Origin of the sequence: Flavobacterium sp. MAHUQ-57 (genome assembly GCF_051908335.1) — a bacterium.
Classification (GTDB): Bacteria; Bacteroidota; Bacteroidia; order Flavobacteriales; family Flavobacteriaceae; genus Flavobacterium.
Genome location: NZ_JBPZTE010000007.1, coordinates 371,074 through 391,893 on the forward strand (window position 1 = coordinate 371,074; position 20,820 = coordinate 391,893).

Genomic DNA, 20,820 nt, shown 5'->3' on the forward strand with positions numbered 1-20,820 from the left:
GTTCATTATTCTATTATATATTACAAAAAACCCGAGCTTTCACTCGGGTTTTGCTATTTATGTACTAAAATTATTTCACTAATAATTTGTGTGAAGGCGCAAACTTCGTCAAGTTGATTCCTTCCACTGCTGCAGTGTATTCTTCGATATTAGGAGTTCTACCCAAGATTGTTGATAATACTACAACTGGTGTAGAAGACAATAATGATTCTCCTTTTTTCTCAGCAGAGTCTTCTACTACACGTCCTTGAAACAAACGTGTTGATGTTGCCATAACCGTATCTCCTTTAGCTGCTTTTTCCTGGTTACCCATACACAAGTTACAACCTGGACGCTCTAAGTACAACATGTTTTCGTACTCAGTACGAGCTGCAGCTTTAGGTGCGTTGTCATCGAATTCGAAACCAGAGTATTTTTGTAATACTTCCCAGTCGCCTTCTGCTTTTAACTCGTCTACGATGTTATACGTTGGAGGAGCCACCACAAGAGGTGCTTTGAATTCCACTTTACCATTTTGAGCCTCGATATTCTTAAGCATTTGTGCCAAGATTTTCATATCGCCTTTGTGTACCATACACGATCCGATGAAACCTAAATCAACGGTTTTAGTTCCTCCGTAGAAAGACAATGGACGAATTGTATCGTGTGTATAACGTTTAGAAACATCTGCATTGTTTACATCTGGATCGGCAATCATTGGTTCAGCAATAACATCTAGATCCACTACAACCTCAGCATAGTATTTTGCATTCGCATCCGGACGTAACGCAGGCTCTTCGCCTGATCTGATTTCCGCAATACGTTGGTTTGCTTTGTCGATTAATCCTTGTAATACTTGAGTTGCGTTATCCATACCTTTATCGATCATGATTTGGATTCTGCCTTTTGCAATTTCCAATGATTCGATTAAAGTTTCATCTTCTGAAATACAGATCGACGCTTTTGCTTTCATTTCAGCCGTCCAATCCGTAAATGTAAACGCTTGATCCGCAGTTAATGTACCAATGTGAACTTCGATGATTCTACCTTGGAATACATTTTCGCCACCAAATTGGTGTAACATTTGTGCTTGCGTAGCATGAACTACATCACGGAAATCCATGTATGATTTCATTTCCCCTTTGAAGGTTACTTTAACCGATTCTGGAATTGGCATTGAAGCTTCACCCGTTGCTAACGCTAACGCCACCGTACCTGAGTCGGCACCGAAAGCCACACCTTTAGACATACGTGTATGTGAGTCACCACCAATAATGATTGCTCTATCATCAACCGTAATATCGTTCAATACTTTGTGGATAACGTCTGTCATTGAGTGATACACTCCTTTAGGGTCACGAGCTGTAATCAATCCGAAATCGTTCATGAATTTCATTAATTTCGGAATGTTAGTTTGTGCTTTTTTATCCCAAACCGAAGCCGTGTGACATCCTGATTGGTACGCACCGTCCACAATTGGAGAAATCGTCGTTGCTGCCATCGATTCTAACTCCTGCGCCGTCATTAAACCTGTAGTATCTTGAGAACCTACGATGTTTACCGTTACACGAACGTCAGAACCAGCGTGTAATACTTTTTTAGAAATTGTACCTACAGCGTTACGGTTGAAGATTTTCTCAACTGCAGTCAATCCTTGTCCTTCGTTGTGAATCTCTTTTGATGGCGCGTATACAAGAGGTGCATCGATTCCTAATGTTTTAGCAGCAAATGTTTGTAATTTTTTACCAAAAACGATAGCGTAAGAACCACCTGCTTTGATAAATTCCATTTTTTGTGGCGTGAATGATCTTGAGATATCGATTAACTCTTGATCACCATTGTATAATTTTTTTGATTTTGTATTGATTGTTAAAACAGTACCTGTTGCAACAGAGTATTTTTGCTCTAAAACCGGCTCACCGTTTTCATCGCGAACTACTTCACCGTTAGCATCCGTTTTCTTTACCCAGTTTTTAAGGTCGATTCCGATACCACCCGTTACGTCAACTGTAGTTAAGAAAATTGGCGAAATACCATTTGTTCCACCCACAATTGGAGCAATGTTCACGAAAGGCACATAAGGACTTGCTTGTTTACCTGTCCAAAGCGCTACGTTATTAACCCCTGACATACGAGAAGAACCTACACCCATCGTTCCTTTTTCAGCAATCAACATTACTGATTTGTCAGGATGTTGCGCTTGTAACGCTTTGATTTCTTCTTGAGCTTCAGGCGTAATCATACACTTCCCGTGTAATTCACGGTCTGAACGCGAGTGTGCTTGGTTACCCGGAGATAATAAGTCAGTTGAAATATCACCTTCACCAGCGATGAAAGTTACTACTTTGATTTCTTCGGTTACTTCAGGCAGTTTGGTAAAAAACTCCGCTTTAGCATAGCTTTCTAAGATTTCTTTTGCCACAGTGTTACCCGCTTCATAAGCTACTTTCAAACGATCCATATCGGCATCGTACAAGTATACTTGCGTTTTTAACACCTCAGCCGCTTGTTTAGCGATAGCTTCATCGTTTCCTAAAGCCAAGTCCAACAATGCAATGATTGATGGTCCACCTTTCATATGCGATAACAATTCGAAAGCAAAAGCTGGAGTAATTTCAGCTACAGTTGCTTCGCCTAAAATAATTTCTTTTAAGAATGCAGCTTTCACACCTGCCGCCGGAGTAGTCCCTGGCAATGTATTGTAGATAAAAAACTTAAGAGAATCTTCTCTATTTGGGTTATTTGTATCTTTAATTTGAGTGATAATTTCGCTTACTAGTTCAGCTCCATCAATTGGTTTTGGGTGAAGCCCTTGAACTTTACGCTCTTCAATTTCTTTAATGTAGTCGTTATAAATGTTCATTTTAGAAGTTTTATTTTTTGTTGCACAAATTTACAAAATTGGATTTTCGGTTGAAAATTTTTCAATCAAATAAGTTATTCAGTTGTAATAATTTACGAAAAGCATAGTCTGGTGATTGATTTTTTGCGAAAATTCAAATTAACCGAAATATTATTGACAGAATATTAATTTTTCTCCCTAAGATTCGTCATAGGTTTTTCGAAAAATCGGTATAAAATATAGGAAAAAGAAACTACAATTCCCCAATAGACCAAAGTATATATCCACAAAGCGGTTCCTTTGAGATTATCGGAAGGATAAATAGTTTTCATGGCATGCAGAATTACTGTATAGTGCAGTAAATAAATACTATACGCCAACAAACTGATTAACGTTACCCATTTCAATCCAAAACTTGGTTTCATCTTGAGACGCGTCAAATACGGAATCGTCAAACAGATAGCGACTGAATTAAGAGGCAAATACAAGACATCAAAAAAGAAGGGAGTATTTTCAACTTTAACTCCAATGGCAAAGAGAAAAATATGGAGTACAAAGACGCCAATAAATCCGATTACAAACAAAATACTATCCCACTTTTTCGTTATTTCTCTTTTGCTATAAAAATAAAAGAGTACAAAACCGTAGTAAATAGCATCCAAACGATAAATGGAAACCTTACGTAAATTTTCATTCCAATCATAAATAGACGTCGTATCATTATGGAAATGATAATACATTCTCACGAAGAAAAATACAGTTATAATAAACAGACTCATCCATAAGAAAAGGAGTGACCGCTTCTTATTTGGAAAAAGGCGAATTAAGAAAAATAGTGTAAATGGGCCAATGATATAGCAAAACTGTTCGACAGAAAGACTCCACGCTACACGGTAAAAATCGGGAGAGGTTTTGGTAAAATTCTGAAGGTATACAAAGTACAATAGCAGCTTTTCCGGAATTTTTTGGTAAATCACATACCAAAGCACCAGATTCAAGAAGAGCACAAAATAATAGTTGGGAAGGGTACGATACCATCTTCTTTTCAGGAACAAAAAGATCGATTGTATTGAGAAATCATCCTCATGAATTAACCGCATCACGATTTTACCAATCAGAAAACCACTGATAATAAAAAAAATCTCCACACCGATTGTACCACTCAGCTGCATTAGCCAACTCACTAGCGGCGGATAATGATTACTAATCCATAAAGTATGCGCAAAAACCACCAAAGTGATAGCCACAGTTCTGGCTAAATCCAGTCCCGGATTTCTTTTGGACAAATCAATGTTTAAACCAAACATTTCGTTTGACTCTAAAACAATTTTTTAATAATTGCTTCTTCCGAAATACCTTCCGCGTCTGCCTTATAATTTTTGATGATTCGGTGTCGAAGAATACCTATGGCAACAGCTTGCACATCTTCTATATCCGGAGAAAACTTTCCATTCAATGCTGCATGCGTTTTAGCTGCTAATATTAAATTTTGCGAAGCACGTGGTCCGGCACCCCAATCCAAGTAATTTTTAATAAAATCTGTAGCTAAAGGATTATCAGGGCGTGTTTTAGACACCAAGGCCACCGCATATTCAATTACATTATCAGCAACGGGTATACGACGAATCAAATGCTGAAAATCAATAATTTCCTGCGCTTTGAACAACGGATTAATCGTTGCAGAAAAATCGGCTGTTGTGCTTTTCACTACTTGAACTTCCTCAGCGAAAGAAGGATAATCTAATTTTATAGCAAACATAAAACGATCCAATTGCGCCTCAGGCAAAGGATAGGTTCCTTCCTGCTCGATAGGGTTTTGTGTTGCCAACACAAAGAATGGCAAATCTAGTTTATAATGATGTCCGGCAATTGTCACCGCTTTTTCCTGCATAGCTTCAAGTAATGCAGCTTGCGTTTTTGGCGGCGTACGGTTGATCTCATCCGCTAAAATAATATTGGAAAATATAGGACCTTTGATGAATTTGAATGTTCTGTTTTCATCTAATATTTCGCTTCCTAAAATATCGGAAGGCATCAAATCGGGTGTAAACTGAATGCGTTTAAAATCCAATCCCAATGCTTGAGAAATCGTATTAACCATTAATGTTTTCGCTAATCCGGGAACACCAACTAATAACGCATGTCCTCCAGAGAAAATACTAAGTATAATTTGGTTTACAACTTCTTCTTGGCCAACAATAATTTTTGAAATTTCTTCTTTGAGCTCTTTTTGTTTTTGAACTAGGTTTTGAATCGCAGCAACGTCAGACATCTTGGAATATATTTAAATTAAAAAGAGTTAGTTTATGAATTCATAAAACTAACTCTTTTCTCTGAAATACTAAAATATTTATTTTTTCAGCCAATTATTGGTAAAAGCACAATCGCGGTATTCCCCATTGATTTTGATGTAGGTTTCCTTGATCTTCTCTTCTGTCCATTTTGCAATGGCTTTGATTTGTTTTTCTTTTAATGCCAATTCTTTAAGACGACCATAATCTTTCGAGTAGTCTGCAGTATGCTCATCAAAACGATTAGCTACCGTCATGATTTTGTAAAATTTACCACCAGAGCGTTCTTCATCAACGATAGGCAAAGAAACTTCTCCGTCTTTTAAATTAGCAACAATACCATACAAAGACGGATCCATTTTTGTCAATTCAAAACGAGAATCTTGAGTTCTAGGATTCGTCAAAACACCACCGTCGTTACGTGTTTCTTTTTCATCAGATAGTTTACGTGCTGCTTCGGCAAAAGTAATTTCCTTGTTTAAAATTCTTGTTCTGATTAGATCAATTTTTTCTTTAGCCGCTTTCATTGCTTCATTTGAAACTTTTGGCTTAATCAAAATATGTCTTACATCGATTTCCTGTCCTCTAACTTTTTCTAGAAAAATAATGTGGTATCCAAATTCAGTTTTAAATGGCTCAGAAATTTCACCTTCTTGCAAGCTAAATGCAACATCTTTGAATTCTTTAACAAACTGTGTTTTTCGGTTCATTTTATACAAACCGCCTGTTGATCTTGATCCTTCATCTTCTGTGTATAAAACAGCTTTACTGAAAAAACTAGCTCCATTTTCAAGAATATCTTTTTTAAAGCCTTTCAATTGATCAATTACTTGTTGCTCGGCCTCTTTTGAAATTACTGGCTTTACTACAATTTGAGCGACTTCCATTTCAGCTCCAAAAACAGGCAATTCCTCTTTTGGAATTTTTTTATAAAAGTCACGTACTTCCTCAGGAGTAATTGTTATTTCATTGATAATTTTTCGTTGCATTTCTGAAGTAAGCTTCCCCATTTTGATGATATCAAAAAGTTCTACCTTCAAATCTTCAACGCTTGATTTTTTGAAATACTGTACTACTTTTTCTTCGGATCCTAATTGTTCAACCATATAGCCATACTTTTCATCCAATTTTTCATTGACTTCCGCATCGGTAACAACGATACTATCTTGAATTGCCTGATGTGCATACAATTTATCTTCCAGTAGTTTCCCTAACATTTCGCATCGCGTTATGTTTCCCACTTCAACACCTTGTTGTTTTAATTCCAAGTAGGTTTTGTCAATATCAGAATCCAAAATGACATAATCTCCTACAACTCCTACTACTCCATCAACCTTTGTTTTTTGAGCAGAAACCCCAAAAGCCATCAACAACGTTGCGACGATTACATTACATTTAAAGTTTAAAAATTTCATCTTATTTTATTTATTGGCATTAATTATTTTTTCATGGCTATTTTTAACCTTTGAAAAACTTCTTGATTTATTGTAATTTTAAATTCTTTTCGCAATTCGGAAACCCAATTGTCTTCTAAAAACTGTTGGTAATCGTTGATTACCCTACCTTTTGTTTCTTCCAATGTTTTTGGTCCGCCGGGAATCACTTTCACTACTTTATTTACGAAGTAAAAGTCGCCGTCTTTATAGACATCAGAGACTCCTGTTTTGAATTGTACATTTTTAGGAAAATACTCGTTTCCTTCCTCGGCAGTTTCCTGTTTTGTCATGATATTGACAACCTCTTTGGTGTTTAATTTTTCTTTTATCGCATCAACTGTTGCATCAGACTGTAACATTTTTTGTGCTTTTTTAGCGATATCAGCCTTTGTTGAAGAAGCAACAATAACGTCAACCCTGTTTTTCCACTGATATTTAGCACCATTTTTAACGAAGAAATCTTTCAATCCAATAGTATCTTGTTTTGCTTTATTCCAGATTTCTTTTTCCATTAGATCGAAAAGCAGCAAACCATCTCTATATTCTTCCACGATATGATCAAACTCAGGGAATTCTTTTTCAAGATTATCGTTATAGTAAACATTCAATTGGTCATCGATGAATTTTTGATAACAATGATCCACTAAATTTCCGATTGGTTTGATCGTAAGATTGGCCTTTTGTTGCGTTTCCAATTCAGACAAAAACACACTTGCTTTTACAGGCTTGTCTTGAATTTTTACCAATTCTTTGTCAAAATCCTTATTATTTGCAGGCAAAGTCCACTTCCCTTCGTAATACGCATCGTTTACTGTAGCTTTCACTTGCTTATATAGCTTATCGTCTCTTTTAACTGAATATTTTTTGCGCAACTTTGCATTCAATGAATTGACAATTAAACGAGAACGTTCGTCTCTACGAATTTTGCTTTCCAAATCACGCTGCATTTCTTCCAGCTTTTGTATTGGATGCTTTTCAATTAATTTGACAATATGCCATCCGAATTGCGTTTCAATTGGCTCTGAAAAATCACCATTGTTTTTTAGACCGAAAGCTACATTTTCGAATTCTTCAGAACTTAACTGACCAGAACCAAATTTTGGTAAAACACCACCTCTAGGACCAGAATTTTTATCTTCAGAAAACTGTGCTGCAAGGCTTTCAAATTTTTCACCTTGCTTTAATTTCGTATAAATATCGTTAATTGTTGTTTTTGCTTTTTCAGCATCGACAGTTTCGTTGCCTGTTGGTTTTGGTTTCATAATCATGATATGCGCCACGGTAATTTCACCCCTATTATCGCGAATATCCGAAACTTTCACTAGGTGATACCCAAATTTCGTTCTCACCGGCATTGAAATTTCGCCTTTAGGCGTTTTAAACGCAGCACTCTCAAAAGGGTATACCATTCGGAAAGCAGAAAAATACCCTAAATCTCCTTGGTTTTCCTTAGCAGAAGGATCCTGGGAATATTTAATAGCTAAATCTTCAAACTTTTCTCCAGATAACGCTCTTTTTCTGATATCAAGTATTTGATTATAGGCTTTCAATGAATCTGCTGGCAGAGCATTTTCATCAACCATAACCAAAATATGAGATGCTCTTATTTCTTTCTGCATTCTTGCATAGGCTTCATCAAGTAATGCTTTGGTAACTTTAGAATCTGAAGTATAATTTTTAGCCAATTGATTTCGGTACGATTTCAATTCGTTGATATATTTCGGATCATTTTGTAATCCTAATTTATTGGCTTTGTTAATTTTCAACTTATACCCCACAAAAAGTTCCAAATATTGATCCAAATCTTTTTGCGACTCATCTTTTACCAGATCAATATTCTTGTTGTAAACTCTTGAAAATTCGTCAGTATAATAAGGTTTATCATCGATGGTAAACAATACTTCTTTTTTTATTTCTTGTGCAAAAGAGAGCGTATTGACACCTAAGAATAAACTTAAAATTAATGTATTAAACTTCATATTCCTTAATTTAATGAGGCTATTTTGGGGTTGGTTTTTTTAATAACGAACAAAAATAGCAATTCGGTTATATTATCCAACTATAATAACGTGTATTAACAAAAAATTATTAACGAAAAATAGTACTTTTGCAATCGATTTTAGAATGATATTATGAGTTTTATAAAAGAAATACAACGCCGAAGAACTTTCGGTATTATATCGCACCCCGATGCAGGTAAAACCACTTTGACTGAAAAGTTGCTTTTATTTGGAGGTGCCATTCAGGAAGCCGGAGCGGTAAAGAGCAACAAAATTAAAAAAGGCGCCACTTCCGATTTCATGGAAATTGAGCGCCAGAGAGGTATCTCGGTAGCGACTTCCGTATTAGCATTCAATTATAAGGACAAGAAAATCAACATTCTTGATACTCCTGGTCACAAAGATTTTGCTGAAGATACATTCAGAACATTGACAGCTGTTGACAGTGTAATTGTTGTAGTAGACGTTGCCAAAGGGGTTGAGGAACAGACGGAGAAATTGGTGGAAGTATGTCGTATGCGTCATATTCCTATCATTGTTTTCATCAACAAATTAGACCGTGAAGGTAAAGACGCGTTTGATTTGATGGATGAAGTGGAAAAGAAATTAGGTCTTCATGTGACTCCGTTAAGTTTTCCTATTGGAATGGGTTATGATTTCCAAGGCATTTACAACATTTGGGAGAAGAACATCAACTTGTTTGAGGGAGACAGCCGAAAAAACATTGAAGAAACCATTGCGTTTGAAGATGTTAACAGTCCAGAATTAGAGAAAATCATTGGTGAAAAACCTGCTACTAAATTACGTGAAGAGTTAGAATTGATCAATGAAGTATACCCTCCATTTGACAGAGAGGCCTATTTGGCTGGACAATTACAACCCGTATTCTTTGGTTCAGCATTGAACAATTTTGGCGTTCGCGAATTATTGGATTGTTTTGTTGACATTGCACCAACACCTCGTCCAAAAGATTCGGACACACGCGAAGTGAAACCAGATGAAAACAAATTTTCTGGATTTGTGTTTAAGATACATGCGAATATGGATCCGAAACACAGAGACCGTTTGGCTTTCGTAAAAATTGTATCGGGAACCTTTGAAAGAAACAAACCGTATTTGCATGTTAGACAAGGAAAGAATTTAAAATTCTCGAGTCCGAATGCCTTTTTTGCGGAAAAGAAAGAAATTGTAGACATCTCTTACCCTGGAGATATTGTAGGATTACATGATACTGGGAACTTCAAGATTGGAGATACATTAACCGAAGGCGAACAAATGAGTTTCAAAGGAATTCCAAGTTTCTCTCCGGAGCATTTCCGTTATATCAATAATGCCGATCCGTTAAAAGCCAAGCAATTGGAAAAAGGAGTTGATCAGTTGATGGATGAAGGAGTAGCACAGCTATTTACATTGGAAATGAACAACCGAAAAGTAATCGGAACTGTTGGAGCTTTACAGTATGAAGTAATTCAGTACCGTTTAGAACATGAATATGGTGCTAAATGTACGTATGAGAACTTCCCTGCATTTAAAGCCTGTTGGGTAAAACCTGAGGATCCTAAAAATGAAGAGTTTGCTGAATTCAAACGTATCAAACAAAAGTTTTTAGCGAAAGATAAGTACGGGCAATTGGTTTTCTTAGCCGATTCAGACTTCTCAATTCAGATGACACAGAGCAAATATCCGAGTGTGAAGTTGTTCTTTACATCGGAGTTTGAGTAAAGGTTTGTTGTTGATGGTTTATTGTTTGTTGTTAGTAGTTCACTTACTACCCAAGAGCCTTCAGTAAAACAATCGATTTGATAAATCATTACTATATCATTTTAAATAAGAGACAATGTTTTGTTATTACAATGCATTGTCTTTTTTCTTTTTAGAAATTAGCATTTAACTATCGGTACCTACATCTTAACACTAAATACACCTGCTTCAACACCAAACACACAACGCCTAACACTTTTTACACAAGACGTAACGCTCTTTACACAAAGCCCAACACCATTTACACAAGAACCAACACCTGATACATGAAGTACAACACTCTTTACACGAGGCATAACGCCCAATACACAAAGCATAACGCTCTTTACACAAGACACAACGTAAAGTGAACAAGCTTTAATGTAAAGCGCACAAGGCCTAACAATAAGTACACATGGATTAACAATCTTTACCAGAGTTCTAACAATCAGTGTACAAAGTTTAACCAACTTTACACAAGGCTTAACAATAAATACATAAAGCCTAACAATGCTTACACAAGGCTTAACAATAAATACATAAGGCCTTACAATGCTTACACGAGGCCTAACAAGAGTTACTGGAAGCTTAACAACTTTTACTATTCAGTCAACAATAAAAATAGTACAACAAATAAAAAGCGACCGATTGGTCGCTTTTTTAATATTCATAAATATCAATTAATTCAATTTGATTTGGAATTCCAAGAGAATCCAACTTCCTTTTAAATTGATTCTTGTTTAAGTTCTTAAGAACATATTTCTTGTCAGTATCAAGTATACAATAACTTATTTTTGATTCGTCAGGAATCATGTAACTATCATTACTATCCAATTTTCTTGGTTTTAATTCCTGCCTCTCTGCAATAATAAAATCATTATAATCATTCAATCTTATTACTTTCTCAGGAATCGTGGGAATTTCATCGTTCCATCCATCTTCAGGCGCTATAAAAACACTATTTGACGACGTTCTATATAAAACATAATCTCCTGTAACCTCCTTCGTAAAATCATAAATTCCGGGACCAAAAGGGATTCTTTTAAAAAGAAAAAATCCAGTCAAAATTACAATGACAAAACAAGTTAGAACAATATATTTTATTTTGACCATATTTACTATGCTTGTCCGGTAGGACCGAAATTCAACGGAATAGGAGCTTGTTCCACTTCTTTGATTTCGCCATGTGCATTTTCAAAACGGCTGATGTTTTCAGCCAAGGCTTTTACTAGGCGTTTTGCGTGTTGTGGTGTTAAGATAATTCTTGATTTTACTTTTGCCTTTGGCACACCCGGCATGATATTGATGTAATCTATGACAAACTCAGTATTTGAGTGGTTGATAATCGCTAAATTCGAGTAAATTCCTTCTGCTGTAGCTTCATCTAACTCGATATTGATTTGTCCTTCCGGATTGATTGGATTGTTCATTATTTCTACATTTAAACATTAAAAAAAACCTAACAGTAAAGATACTGTTAGGCTTTATAAATATAGTCAGAAAAATTAATTATTAATAATTATATTCTTCTTTAGTAATCATTAACTCATCATACTCTTCTTTAGAACCTACAATTGTGTTATCGTAGTCTCTCATACCTGTACCGGCTGGGATTCTGTGACCTACAATTACATTTTCTTTAAGACCTTCTAATGTATCTACCTTACCTGCAACAGCAGCTTCGTTCAATACTTTAGTAGTTTCCTGGAACGATGCCGCAGAGATGAATGATTTAGTTTGTAACGATGCTCTTGTAATACCTTGAAGTATTGGAGTCGCAGTAGCTGTGATTACATCACGAGCAGAAACTAAGTTTTTATCTTCACGTTTTAGCAATGAGTTTTCATCACGTAATTCGCGTGCAGTAACAATCTGACCTGGTTTAAGGTTCACAGAGTCACCTGCATCTTCCACGACTTTCATTCCGTATAATTTATCATTTTCAGAAATGAAATCTTTCGTATGAATTAATTGTTCTTCAAGGAATAACGTATCTCCAGGATCTTGAACCTGAACTTTACGCATCATTTGACGGATAACCACCTCGAAGTGTTTATCGTTAATTTTTACCCCTTGTAAACGGTATACCTCTTGAATTTCGTTTACCAAGTACTGTTGAACAGCAGCTGGACCTTGAATTCTTAAGATATCTTCCGGAGTGATAGCACCATCAGAAAGTGGCATACCCGCTCTAACGAAGTCATTTTCTTGTACTAAGATTTGGTTTGATAATTTCACCAAGTATTTCTTGATTTCACCAAATTTAGATTCGATAACGATTTCACGGTTACCTCTTTTGATTTTACCGAAAGACACAACACCGTCGATTTCAGAAACTACAGCTGGGTTAGAAGGATTACGAGCCTCTAGCAACTCGGTAATTCTTGGTAAACCTCCGGTGATATCGCCTGCTTTCGAAGAACGACGAGGGATTTTTACTAAAATTTTACCTGCTTTAATTTTCTCACCATCTTCTACCATAAGGTGAGCACCTACCGGTAAGTTGTATGTTCTGATTAATTCACCGTCTTTACCATAGATATGTAAAGTTGGGATTAACTTTTTATTTCTACCTTCAGAGATTACTTTTTCTTGGAAACCAGTTTGCTCATCGATTTCAACCATGAACGATTGTCCTTGTTCTAAATCTTCGTAACCGATTTTTCCAGTAAATTCTGAGATAATTACACCATTATAAGGGTCCCATTTACAGATTACATCACCTTTAGCTACTGATTGTGCATCAGTAACGAAGATACTTGAACCGTAAGGGATATTGTGTGTACTTAATAAGATTCCTGTTTTCTCATCAACCAATTTCAATTCAGTTGAACGAGAAATTACGATATCTACTACATTACCTTCGTTATCTTCACCTTTAACCGTTTTCAAATCTTCGATTTCTAAACGACCTGGGAATTTAGCGATGATACTAGACTCTTCAGAAAGACCTCCAGCAACCCCTCCAACGTGGAACGTACGAAGTGTTAACTGAGTACCCGGCTCACCAATTGATTGTGCTGCAATAACACCAACCGCTTCACCTTTTTGAGTCATCTTACCTGTAGCCAAGTTACGTCCGTAACATCTAGCACAAATACCTTTTTCAGCCTCACAAGTTAAAGGAGAACGTACTTCTACTTTTTCAAGTGGAGATTCCTCGATTTCTTTCACAATTGCTTCAGTGATGTGTTCACCAGCAGCAACAATTACGTCAGAAGTTAAAGGATTGATTACATCTTGTAATGCAACACGTCCTAAGATTCTTTCTCCTAAAGATTCAACGATTTCTTCGTTTTTCTTTAAAGCCGTTACTTCCACACCTCTTAAAGTACCACAATCCACTTGGTTTACGATAACATCTTGAGCAACGTCATGTAAACGACGAGTTAAGTAACCCGCATCCGCCGTTTTTAACGCCGTATCCGCAAGACCTTTACGAGCACCGTGCGTAGAGATGAAGTATTCTAAGATCGATAGACCTTCCTTAAAGTTGGATAAGATCGGGTTTTCGATAATTTCACCACCACCAGCAGTTGATTTTTTCGGCTTCGCCATCAAACCACGCATACCAGTTAACTGACGAATCTGTTCTTTCGATCCACGCGCTCCAGAGTCAAGCATCATATATACCGAGTTGAAACCTTGTTGGTCCTCACGGATATTTTTCATTGCTAATTCTGTTAATTGCGCATTGGCAGAAGTCCAGATATCAATAACCTGATTGTAACGCTCATTATTAGTGATAAGACCCATGTTATAGTTCATAGAGATTACCTCTACTTGCTCTCTAGCCTCAGCAATTAATGATTGTTTTTGATCTGGAATTTTAATATCCCCTAAAGAGAATGATAATCCTCCTTTGAATGCGAACTTATATCCCATATCCTTCATGTTGTCAAGGAAAGCTGCCGTTGTAGGAACATCAGTTACTGCAAGGATTTTTCCGATGATATCACGAAGTGATTTTTTAGTTAATACCTCATTGATATAACCAGCTGCTTCAGGTACTACTTCGTTGAATAATACTCTACCTGCAGTAGTTTGGATAATTTTATAAACTAATTCTCCATTTTCGTTGAAGTCTTTTGCTCTAATTTTCACACGAGCATTCAATTCCAATCTACCTTCATTCAAAGCAATGTGTACTTCTTCAGCAGAGTAGAAAGTTAAACCTTCACCTAAAATTTTAAGTTCAGGAGTTGTTAAACGCTCTTTGGTCATATAGTATAGACCAAGTACCATGTCCTGAGAAGGAACCGTGATAGGCGCACCATTTGCAGGGTTTAAGATATTGTGAGAAGCCAACATTAATAATTGCGCCTCTAAAATAGCTTCAGGTCCTAATGGTAAGTGAACCGCCATCTGGTCACCGTCGAAATCGGCGTTGAAAGCCGTACATGTCAACGGGTGCAACTGGATAGCTTTACCTTCGATCAATTTAGGTTGGAAAGCCTGGATACCCAATCTGTGAAGAGTTGGAGCACGGTTTAGTAATACTGGGTGACCTTTGATTACATTTTCAAGGATATCCCAAACTACAGGCTCTTTTTTATCGATGATTTTCTTAGCAGACTTCACTGTTTTTACAATACCTCTTTCGATCAATTTACGGATCACGAAAGGTTTGTACAATTCAGCAGCCATATCTTTTGGTAAACCACACTCATACATTTTCAATTCTGGTCCAACGACAATTACCGAACGAGCCGAGTAATCTACACGTTTACCTAATAAGTTTTGACGGAAACGTCCTTGCTTACCTTTTAATGAATCTGATAATGATTTTAATGGTCTGTTTGATTCTGTTTTAACAGCAGAAGCTTTTCTAGTGTTATCGAATAATGAATCCACAGCTTCCTGTAACATACGTTTTTCGTTACGTAAGATTACTTCAGGTGCTTTGATTTCCATTAATCGCTTTAAACGATTGTTACGGATGATTACACGACGGTATAAATCATTCAAATCGGAAGTTGCGAAACGACCACCATCTAGAGGCACTAGCGGACGTAATTCAGGTGGAATAACCGGGATCACTTTCAAGATCATCCACTCCGGTAGATTCTCTCTGTTGTTATTCGCTTCACGGAAAGATTCTACAACTTGAAGACGTTTTAATGCTTCAGTTTTTCTTTGTTTCGATGTTTCATTGTTAGCAGCGTGGCGTAATTGGTAAGACAAAGCATCCAAGTCAACACGAGCTAATAAATCCATGATACATTCAGCACCCATTTTAGCGATGAATTTATTTGGATCATGGTCATCTAAATATTGGTTTTCCATTGGAAGAGAGTCCTGAATGTTCAAGTATTCTTCTTCAGTAAGGAAATCTAATTTTTGTAATGATTCACCTTCAGCGTTTTTAGCAATACCCGCTTGGATAACTACATAACGCTCGTAGTAAATGATCATATCTAATTTCTTAGACGGCAAACCTAAGATGTAACCAATTTTGTTTGGTAACGAACGGAAGTACCAGATATGAGCGATAGGCACAACTAAATTGATGTGTCCTACTCTATCACGACGTACTTTCTTCTCGGTAACTTCAACCCCACAACGGTCACAAACGATTCCTTTATAACGGATTCTTTTGTATTTACCACAAGCACATTCGAAATCTTTTACCGGACCGAAAATTCTTTCACAGAAAAGACCATCACGTTCAGGTTTGTGCGTTCTATAGTTGATAGTTTCCGGTTTTAAAACCTCACCTCTTGACTCAGCCAAGATAGATTCCGGAGATGCCAAACCAATCGAAATTTTATCAAATCTCTTAATGGTATTTTTATCTTTATTTCTATTCATCATAGTTTCTACTATTGATTTATTTGCAATTAAAAATTGATTTATAGTGGTGTTCTCATAACATTATTCCACTACCTCGGATTACTTCTCTAAACTTCAAAACATTTTTGAAGTGCTAATTATAAACTAAATGTTTATAAAAAATCGGAACGGTTTACGGGGCTAAATCCTAAAAACTCGAATTAATAAGTAATCAGTTCCGAAAAAATCGGAACCGATTACTGAAAATTTATTTATTCTTCTAATCTGATGTCTAAACCAAGACCTTTCAATTCATGCATTAATACATTGAATGATTCAGGTAATCCTGGTTCTGGCATTGTTTCACCCTTAACGATTGCTTCGTAAGTTTTAGCTCTACCAATTACGTCGTCAGACTTCACGGTTAAGATTTCACGTAGTGTACTAGAAGCACCGTATGCTTCAAGTGCCCAAACCTCCATCTCTCCGAAACGCTGACCTCCGAATTGTGCCTTACCTCCTAATGGTTGTTGAGTAATCAACGAGTAAGGACCAATTGAACGTGCGTGCATTTTATCATCCACCATGTGTCCTAATTTCAACATGTAGATTACACCCACAGTAGCCGGTTGGTGGAAACGCTCTCCAGTACCACCATCATAAAGATAAGTATGACCGAATCTTGGAACTCCAGCTTCGTCAGTTAAGGCATTAATTTGGTCAAGAGAAGCACCGTCAAAAATTGGCGTTGCATACTTTCTACCTAATTTTTTACCTGCCCATCCAAGTACTGTTTCATAAATCTGACCGATGTTCATACGAGAAGGTACCCCTAGTGGATTCAATACGATATCTACCGGTGTTCCATCCTCAAGGAATGGCATATCCTCTTGACGAACGATACGAGCAACGATACCTTTGTTACCGTGACGTCCCGCCATTTTATCACCCACTTTAAGTTTACGTTTCTTAGCGATGTAAACTTTAGCCAATTTCAAGATACCTGATGGTAACTCGTCACCCACTGTGATAGTGAATTTCTCACGACGTAACGCCCCTTGAAGGTCGTTTAATTTAATTTTATAGTTGTGAATTAAATCATTAACCATAGCATTAGTTTCGTCATCAGCTACCCATTGACCTTTAGTCAAGTGAGCGAAGTCTTCTACAGCCTGTAACATCTTTTTAGAGTATTTCTTACCTTTTGGTAATACTTCTTCCCCTAAATCGTTCATTACACCTTGCGAAGTTTTTCCGTCAACGATTACGAATAACTTATCGATTAATCTGTCTTTTAATTCAACAAATTTAGTTTCGAATTCCATTTCAAGAGCAGCCAATTCGTCTTTGTCTTGCGAACGCTTACGTTTGTCTTTTACAGCTCTTGAGAATAATTTTTTATCTAAAACCACACCGTGTAAAGAAGGAGAAGCCTTCAATGAAGCATCTTTCACATCACCTGCTTTATCACCGAAGATCGCTCTTAATAACTTCTCTTCAGGAGTTGGATCTGATTCTCCTTTAGGTGTAATTTTACCGATTAGAATATCGCCAGGTTTAACCTCGGCTCCAATTCTAATCATACCGTTTTCATCCAAGTCTTTAGTAGCCTCTTCAGAAACGTTAGGAATATCATTCGTTAATTCTTCGTTACCTAATTTAGTATCACGAACTTCCAACGAATAGTCATCAATATGGATTGATGTAAAGATATCGTCACGAACTACTTTTTCAGAAATTACGATTGCATCCTCGAAGTTGTATCCTTTCCAAGGCATGAACGCTACTTGAAGGTTTCTTCCAAGAGCTAATTCACCATTTTGCGTAGCATAACCTTCACAAAGTACTTGTCCTTTAGTTACTTTATCACCTTTTCTTACGATAGGTTTCAAGTTGATAGATGTACTTTGGTTGGTTTTTCTGAATTTAATCAAGTTGTATGATTTCTCATCCGTGTCAAAGCTTACCGCTCTTTCAGCATCTGTTCTTTCATACTTGATAGTAATCATGTTAGCATCCACGTATTCAACGGTTCCGTTTCCTTCAGCATTGATCAATACACGTGAATCTGAAGCAACCTGACGTTCTAATCCGGTACCAACAATTGGAGATTCAGGACGTAACAATGGTACGGCCTGACGCATCATGTTTGATCCCATCAACGCACGGTTCGCATCATCATGCTCTAAGAATGGAATCAATGACGCCGAGATAGACGCAATCTGATTCGGTGCAACGTCAGTATAGTGAACCACATGTGGATCAACAACCGGGAAGTCACCTTCTTCACGAGCAATTACTTTATCAGCAGTAATTTTACCATCAGCATCCATTTCAATGTTTGCCTGAGCAATCATTTTTCCTTCTTCTTCTTCAGCGCTTAAGTAAATAGGTTCAGAAACTAAATCTACTTGACCGTTAGTTACTTTACGGTAAGGAGTTTCGATGAATCCCATTCCGTTAACTTTAGCATATACACCAAGAGATGAAATCAAACCAATGTTTGGTCCCTCAGGAGTTTCAATCGGACATAAACGACCATAGTGCGTATAGTGAACGTCACGAACCTCGAAACCTGCTCTCTCTCTAGATAAACCTCCAGGTCCAAGTGCTGATAAACGACGTTTGTGCGTAATCTCCGCTAATGGATTCGTTTGATCCATGAATTGAGATAACTGGTTCGTACCAAAGAAAGAGTTGATTACAGAAGACAAAGTCTTCGCGTTGATCAAATCAATTGGTGTAAACACCTCATTATCACGAACGTTCATACGCTCACGAATAGTACGCGCCATACGAGCTAAACCAACACCAAACTGAGCTGACAATTGTTCACCAACTGTTCTAACACGACGGTTAGATAAGTGGTCAATATCATCGATTTCAGCTTTAGAGTTAATTAACTCGATCAAATATTTTACGATAGTAATGATATCCTCTTTAGTAAGCACCTGCTTATCCATAGGAATATCAAGACCTAATTTTTTGTTCATTCTATAACGACCTACATCACCAAGGTTGTAACGTTGGTCTGAGAAGAATAACTTGTCGATAATTCCACGAGCTGTTTCTTCATCAGGCGGTTCAGCATTACGTAGCTGACGGTAAATGTGTTCTACTGCTTCTTTTTCAGAGTTAGTAGGGTCTTTTTGTAATGTATTGTGGATAATTGAATAATCAGCCGCATTCAAATCTTCTTTATGTAATAAGATAGATTTTACGTTTGATTCAACAATTTCTTCTACGTTATCTTTATCTAAGATCGTATCACGATCTAAGATAATTTCGTTACGTTCGATAGATACTACTTCTCCAGTATCCTCGTCAACGAAATCCTCATGCCACGTATTTAAAACACGTGCTGCTAATTTTCTTCCAACATATTTCTTTAAACCTGATTTAGAAACTTTGATTTCTTCAGCAAGGTCGAAAATTTCTAAGATATCTTTATCACGCTCAAAACCAATTGCACGGAAAAGTGTTGTTACAGGTAATTTTTTCTTTCTATCGATATAAGCGTACATTACACTGTTGATATCGGTAGCGAATTCAATCCATGATCCTTTGAAAGGGATAACACGGGCAGAATACAATTTAGTTCCATTTGCGTGGAATGACTGTCCAAAGAACACACCTGGTGAACGGTGTAACTGAGATACTACAACACGCTCAGCTCCGTTGATTACGAAAGTACCGCTAGGCGTCATGTATGGGATTGTACCTAAGTAAACATCTTGCACAATTGTTTCGAAATCTTCGTGCTCTGGGTCTGTACAGTATAGTTTCAAACGTGCTTTTAATGGCACACTATACGTTAGCCCTCTATCAATACATTCTTCGATTGTGTAACGAGGTGGGTCAACAAAGTAATCAAGAAATTCTAAAACGAATTGATTACGAGTGTCAGTGATTGGGAAATTTTCCATGAAGGTGTTGTATAAACCTTCATTACCTCTTTCGTCAGATTTAGTTTCCAATTGGAAGAAATCCTTAAACGACTTAACCTGAACATCCAGAAAATCCGGGTAGCTAGGAATATTTTTTGTCGAGGCAAAATTCAATCTTTCAGTCTGATTTAATATCATCATGGACAAAATTTTGATTAAAAAAAAGTAATTTTTGTGTTAAACACAATTAATTAATAAGACAATTATACTTCTTTTTATAACCAACACATCTCTAAAAAATAAAATGAAGTAAAGCTTTATTTTTGTCTTCGTGTTGATTTAAAAACTTTCGATTCCAAAATTATGGTAGAAAAAAAATACGATAATTTTATTAAACGAAAAATGGTTTAGGCCTTGAGTAAAGTACTCAAAGGCCTAAACCTGTATTCTAAACTATGTGAAATTATTTAACCTCAACAACAGCTCCAGCCTCTTCTAAAGCTTTCTTAAGACCTTCAGCCTCATCTTTAGAAACTGCCTCTTTAACGTTTGTTGGAGCAGCATCAACTAAATCTTTAGCTTCTTTAAGACCTAAACCAGTTAATTCTTTAACCGCTTTAACAACTCCTAATTTAGAAGCACCAGCATCTTTCAATACTACAGTGAATTCTGTTTGCTCTTCAGCAGCAGCTTCACCTCCACCTGCAGCAACTACTACAGCAGCAGCAGCTGGCTCGATTCCATACTCGTCTTTTAAGATTGTAGCTAAATCGTTAACTTCTTTAACTGTTAAGTTAACTAATTGTTCTGCGAATTGTTTCAAATCTGCCATTTTTTCTATCTTTTAAAATGATTTGTAATTATATAATTTAT

The 20,820-nt window shown here is 36.7% G+C and carries 11 protein-coding genes; 1 reads left to right on the forward strand and 10 read right to left on the reverse strand.

What is annotated here, in order from left to right; genetic code table 11:
- Nucleotides 1-70: 70 nt before the first annotated feature.
- The 5 genes from ACS8MM_RS09760 to ACS8MM_RS09780 form a co-directional block, all read right to left on the reverse strand.
- Entirely contained in the window at nt 71-2,842 is a 2,772-nt protein-coding gene (locus ACS8MM_RS09760; RefSeq protein ID WP_379715982.1) for a bifunctional aconitate hydratase 2/2-methylisocitrate dehydratase, read from the reverse strand.
- Between the two features lie 164 nt (nt 2,843-3,006).
- A complete protein-coding gene (locus ACS8MM_RS09765) occupies nt 3,007-4,128 on the reverse strand; it encodes an acyltransferase family protein (RefSeq protein ID WP_379715985.1) in 1,122 nt (373 codons plus the stop codon).
- 11 nt (nt 4,129-4,139) lie between these two features.
- Complete coding sequence (locus ACS8MM_RS09770) at nt 4,140-5,093, reverse strand: AAA family ATPase (RefSeq protein ID WP_379715988.1); 954 nt, start codon at nt 5,091-5,093, stop codon at nt 4,140-4,142.
- 78 nt (nt 5,094-5,171) lie between these two features.
- Nucleotides 5,172-6,527, reverse strand: coding sequence for a peptidylprolyl isomerase (locus tag ACS8MM_RS09775; RefSeq protein WP_379715991.1), 1,356 nt, complete (start codon nt 6,525-6,527; stop codon nt 5,172-5,174).
- Between the two features lie 23 nt (nt 6,528-6,550).
- Entirely contained in the window at nt 6,551-8,527 is a 1,977-nt protein-coding gene (locus tag ACS8MM_RS09780) for a peptidylprolyl isomerase (RefSeq protein WP_379715994.1), read from the reverse strand.
- Nucleotides 8,528-8,680: 153 nt separating this feature from the next.
- On the opposite strand from ACS8MM_RS09780, the gene ACS8MM_RS09785 reads away from it, so the two are divergent.
- On the forward strand, nt 8,681-10,270 hold the full coding sequence (locus tag ACS8MM_RS09785; protein ID WP_379715997.1) for a peptide chain release factor 3: 1,590 nt from the start codon (nt 8,681-8,683) through the stop codon (nt 10,268-10,270).
- Nucleotides 10,271-10,948: 678 nt separating this feature from the next.
- Here ACS8MM_RS09785 and ACS8MM_RS09790 read toward each other — a convergent pair.
- From ACS8MM_RS09790 to rplL, 5 genes are all read right to left on the reverse strand, one after another.
- A complete protein-coding gene (locus ACS8MM_RS09790) occupies nt 10,949-11,401 on the reverse strand; it encodes a DUF3997 domain-containing protein (protein WP_379716000.1) in 453 nt (150 codons plus the stop codon).
- 5 nt (nt 11,402-11,406) lie between these two features.
- Nucleotides 11,407-11,718, reverse strand: coding sequence for a DUF3467 domain-containing protein (locus ACS8MM_RS09795; protein WP_379716003.1), 312 nt, complete (start codon nt 11,716-11,718; stop codon nt 11,407-11,409).
- Nucleotides 11,719-11,800: 82 nt separating this feature from the next.
- The gene (gene rpoC, locus ACS8MM_RS09800) at nt 11,801-16,102 is read right to left on the reverse strand and encodes a DNA-directed RNA polymerase subunit beta' (RefSeq protein ID WP_379716006.1); all 4,302 of its coding nucleotides are present in this window, start codon (nt 16,100-16,102) and stop codon (nt 11,801-11,803) included.
- Nucleotides 16,103-16,332: 230 nt separating this feature from the next.
- Nucleotides 16,333-20,145 (reverse strand): DNA-directed RNA polymerase subunit beta, encoded by a 3,813-nt coding sequence (rpoB, locus tag ACS8MM_RS09805; protein ID WP_379718983.1) that lies wholly within the window; start codon nt 20,143-20,145, stop codon nt 16,333-16,335.
- A gap of 265 nt (nt 20,146-20,410) precedes the next feature.
- Entirely contained in the window at nt 20,411-20,779 is a 369-nt protein-coding gene (rplL, locus tag ACS8MM_RS09810; RefSeq protein ID WP_379716009.1) for a 50S ribosomal protein L7/L12, read from the reverse strand.
- Nucleotides 20,780-20,820 lie beyond the last annotated feature (41 nt).

What these genes read in the sequence shown, in the direction of transcription:
- rpoC (WP_379716006.1), bottom strand. Translation starts at nt 16,102, where the DNA reads ATGATGAATAGAAATAAAGATAAAAATACCATTAAGAGATTTGATAAA.
- ACS8MM_RS09770 (WP_379715988.1), bottom strand. Translation starts at nt 5,093, where the DNA reads ATGTCTGACGTTGCTGCGATTCAAAACCTAGTTCAAAAACAAAAAGAG.
- rplL (WP_379716009.1), bottom strand. Translation starts at nt 20,779, where the DNA reads ATGGCAGATTTGAAACAATTCGCAGAACAATTAGTTAACTTAACAGTT.
- ACS8MM_RS09775 (WP_379715991.1), bottom strand. Translation starts at nt 6,527, where the DNA reads ATGAAATTTTTAAACTTTAAATGTAATGTAATCGTCGCAACGTTGTTG.
- ACS8MM_RS09760 (WP_379715982.1), bottom strand. Translation starts at nt 2,842, where the DNA reads ATGAACATTTATAACGACTACATTAAAGAAATTGAAGAGCGTAAAGTT.
- ACS8MM_RS09795 (WP_379716003.1), bottom strand. Translation starts at nt 11,718, where the DNA reads ATGAACAATCCAATCAATCCGGAAGGACAAATCAATATCGAGTTAGAT.
- ACS8MM_RS09790 (WP_379716000.1), bottom strand. Translation starts at nt 11,401, where the DNA reads ATGGTCAAAATAAAATATATTGTTCTAACTTGTTTTGTCATTGTAATT.
- rpoB (WP_379718983.1), bottom strand. Translation starts at nt 20,145, where the DNA reads ATGATATTAAATCAGACTGAAAGATTGAATTTTGCCTCGACAAAAAAT.
- ACS8MM_RS09785 (WP_379715997.1), top strand. Translation starts at nt 8,681, where the DNA reads ATGAGTTTTATAAAAGAAATACAACGCCGAAGAACTTTCGGTATTATA.
- ACS8MM_RS09765 (WP_379715985.1), bottom strand. Translation starts at nt 4,128, where the DNA reads ATGTTTGGTTTAAACATTGATTTGTCCAAAAGAAATCCGGGACTGGAT.
- ACS8MM_RS09780 (WP_379715994.1), bottom strand. Translation starts at nt 8,527, where the DNA reads ATGAAGTTTAATACATTAATTTTAAGTTTATTCTTAGGTGTCAATACG.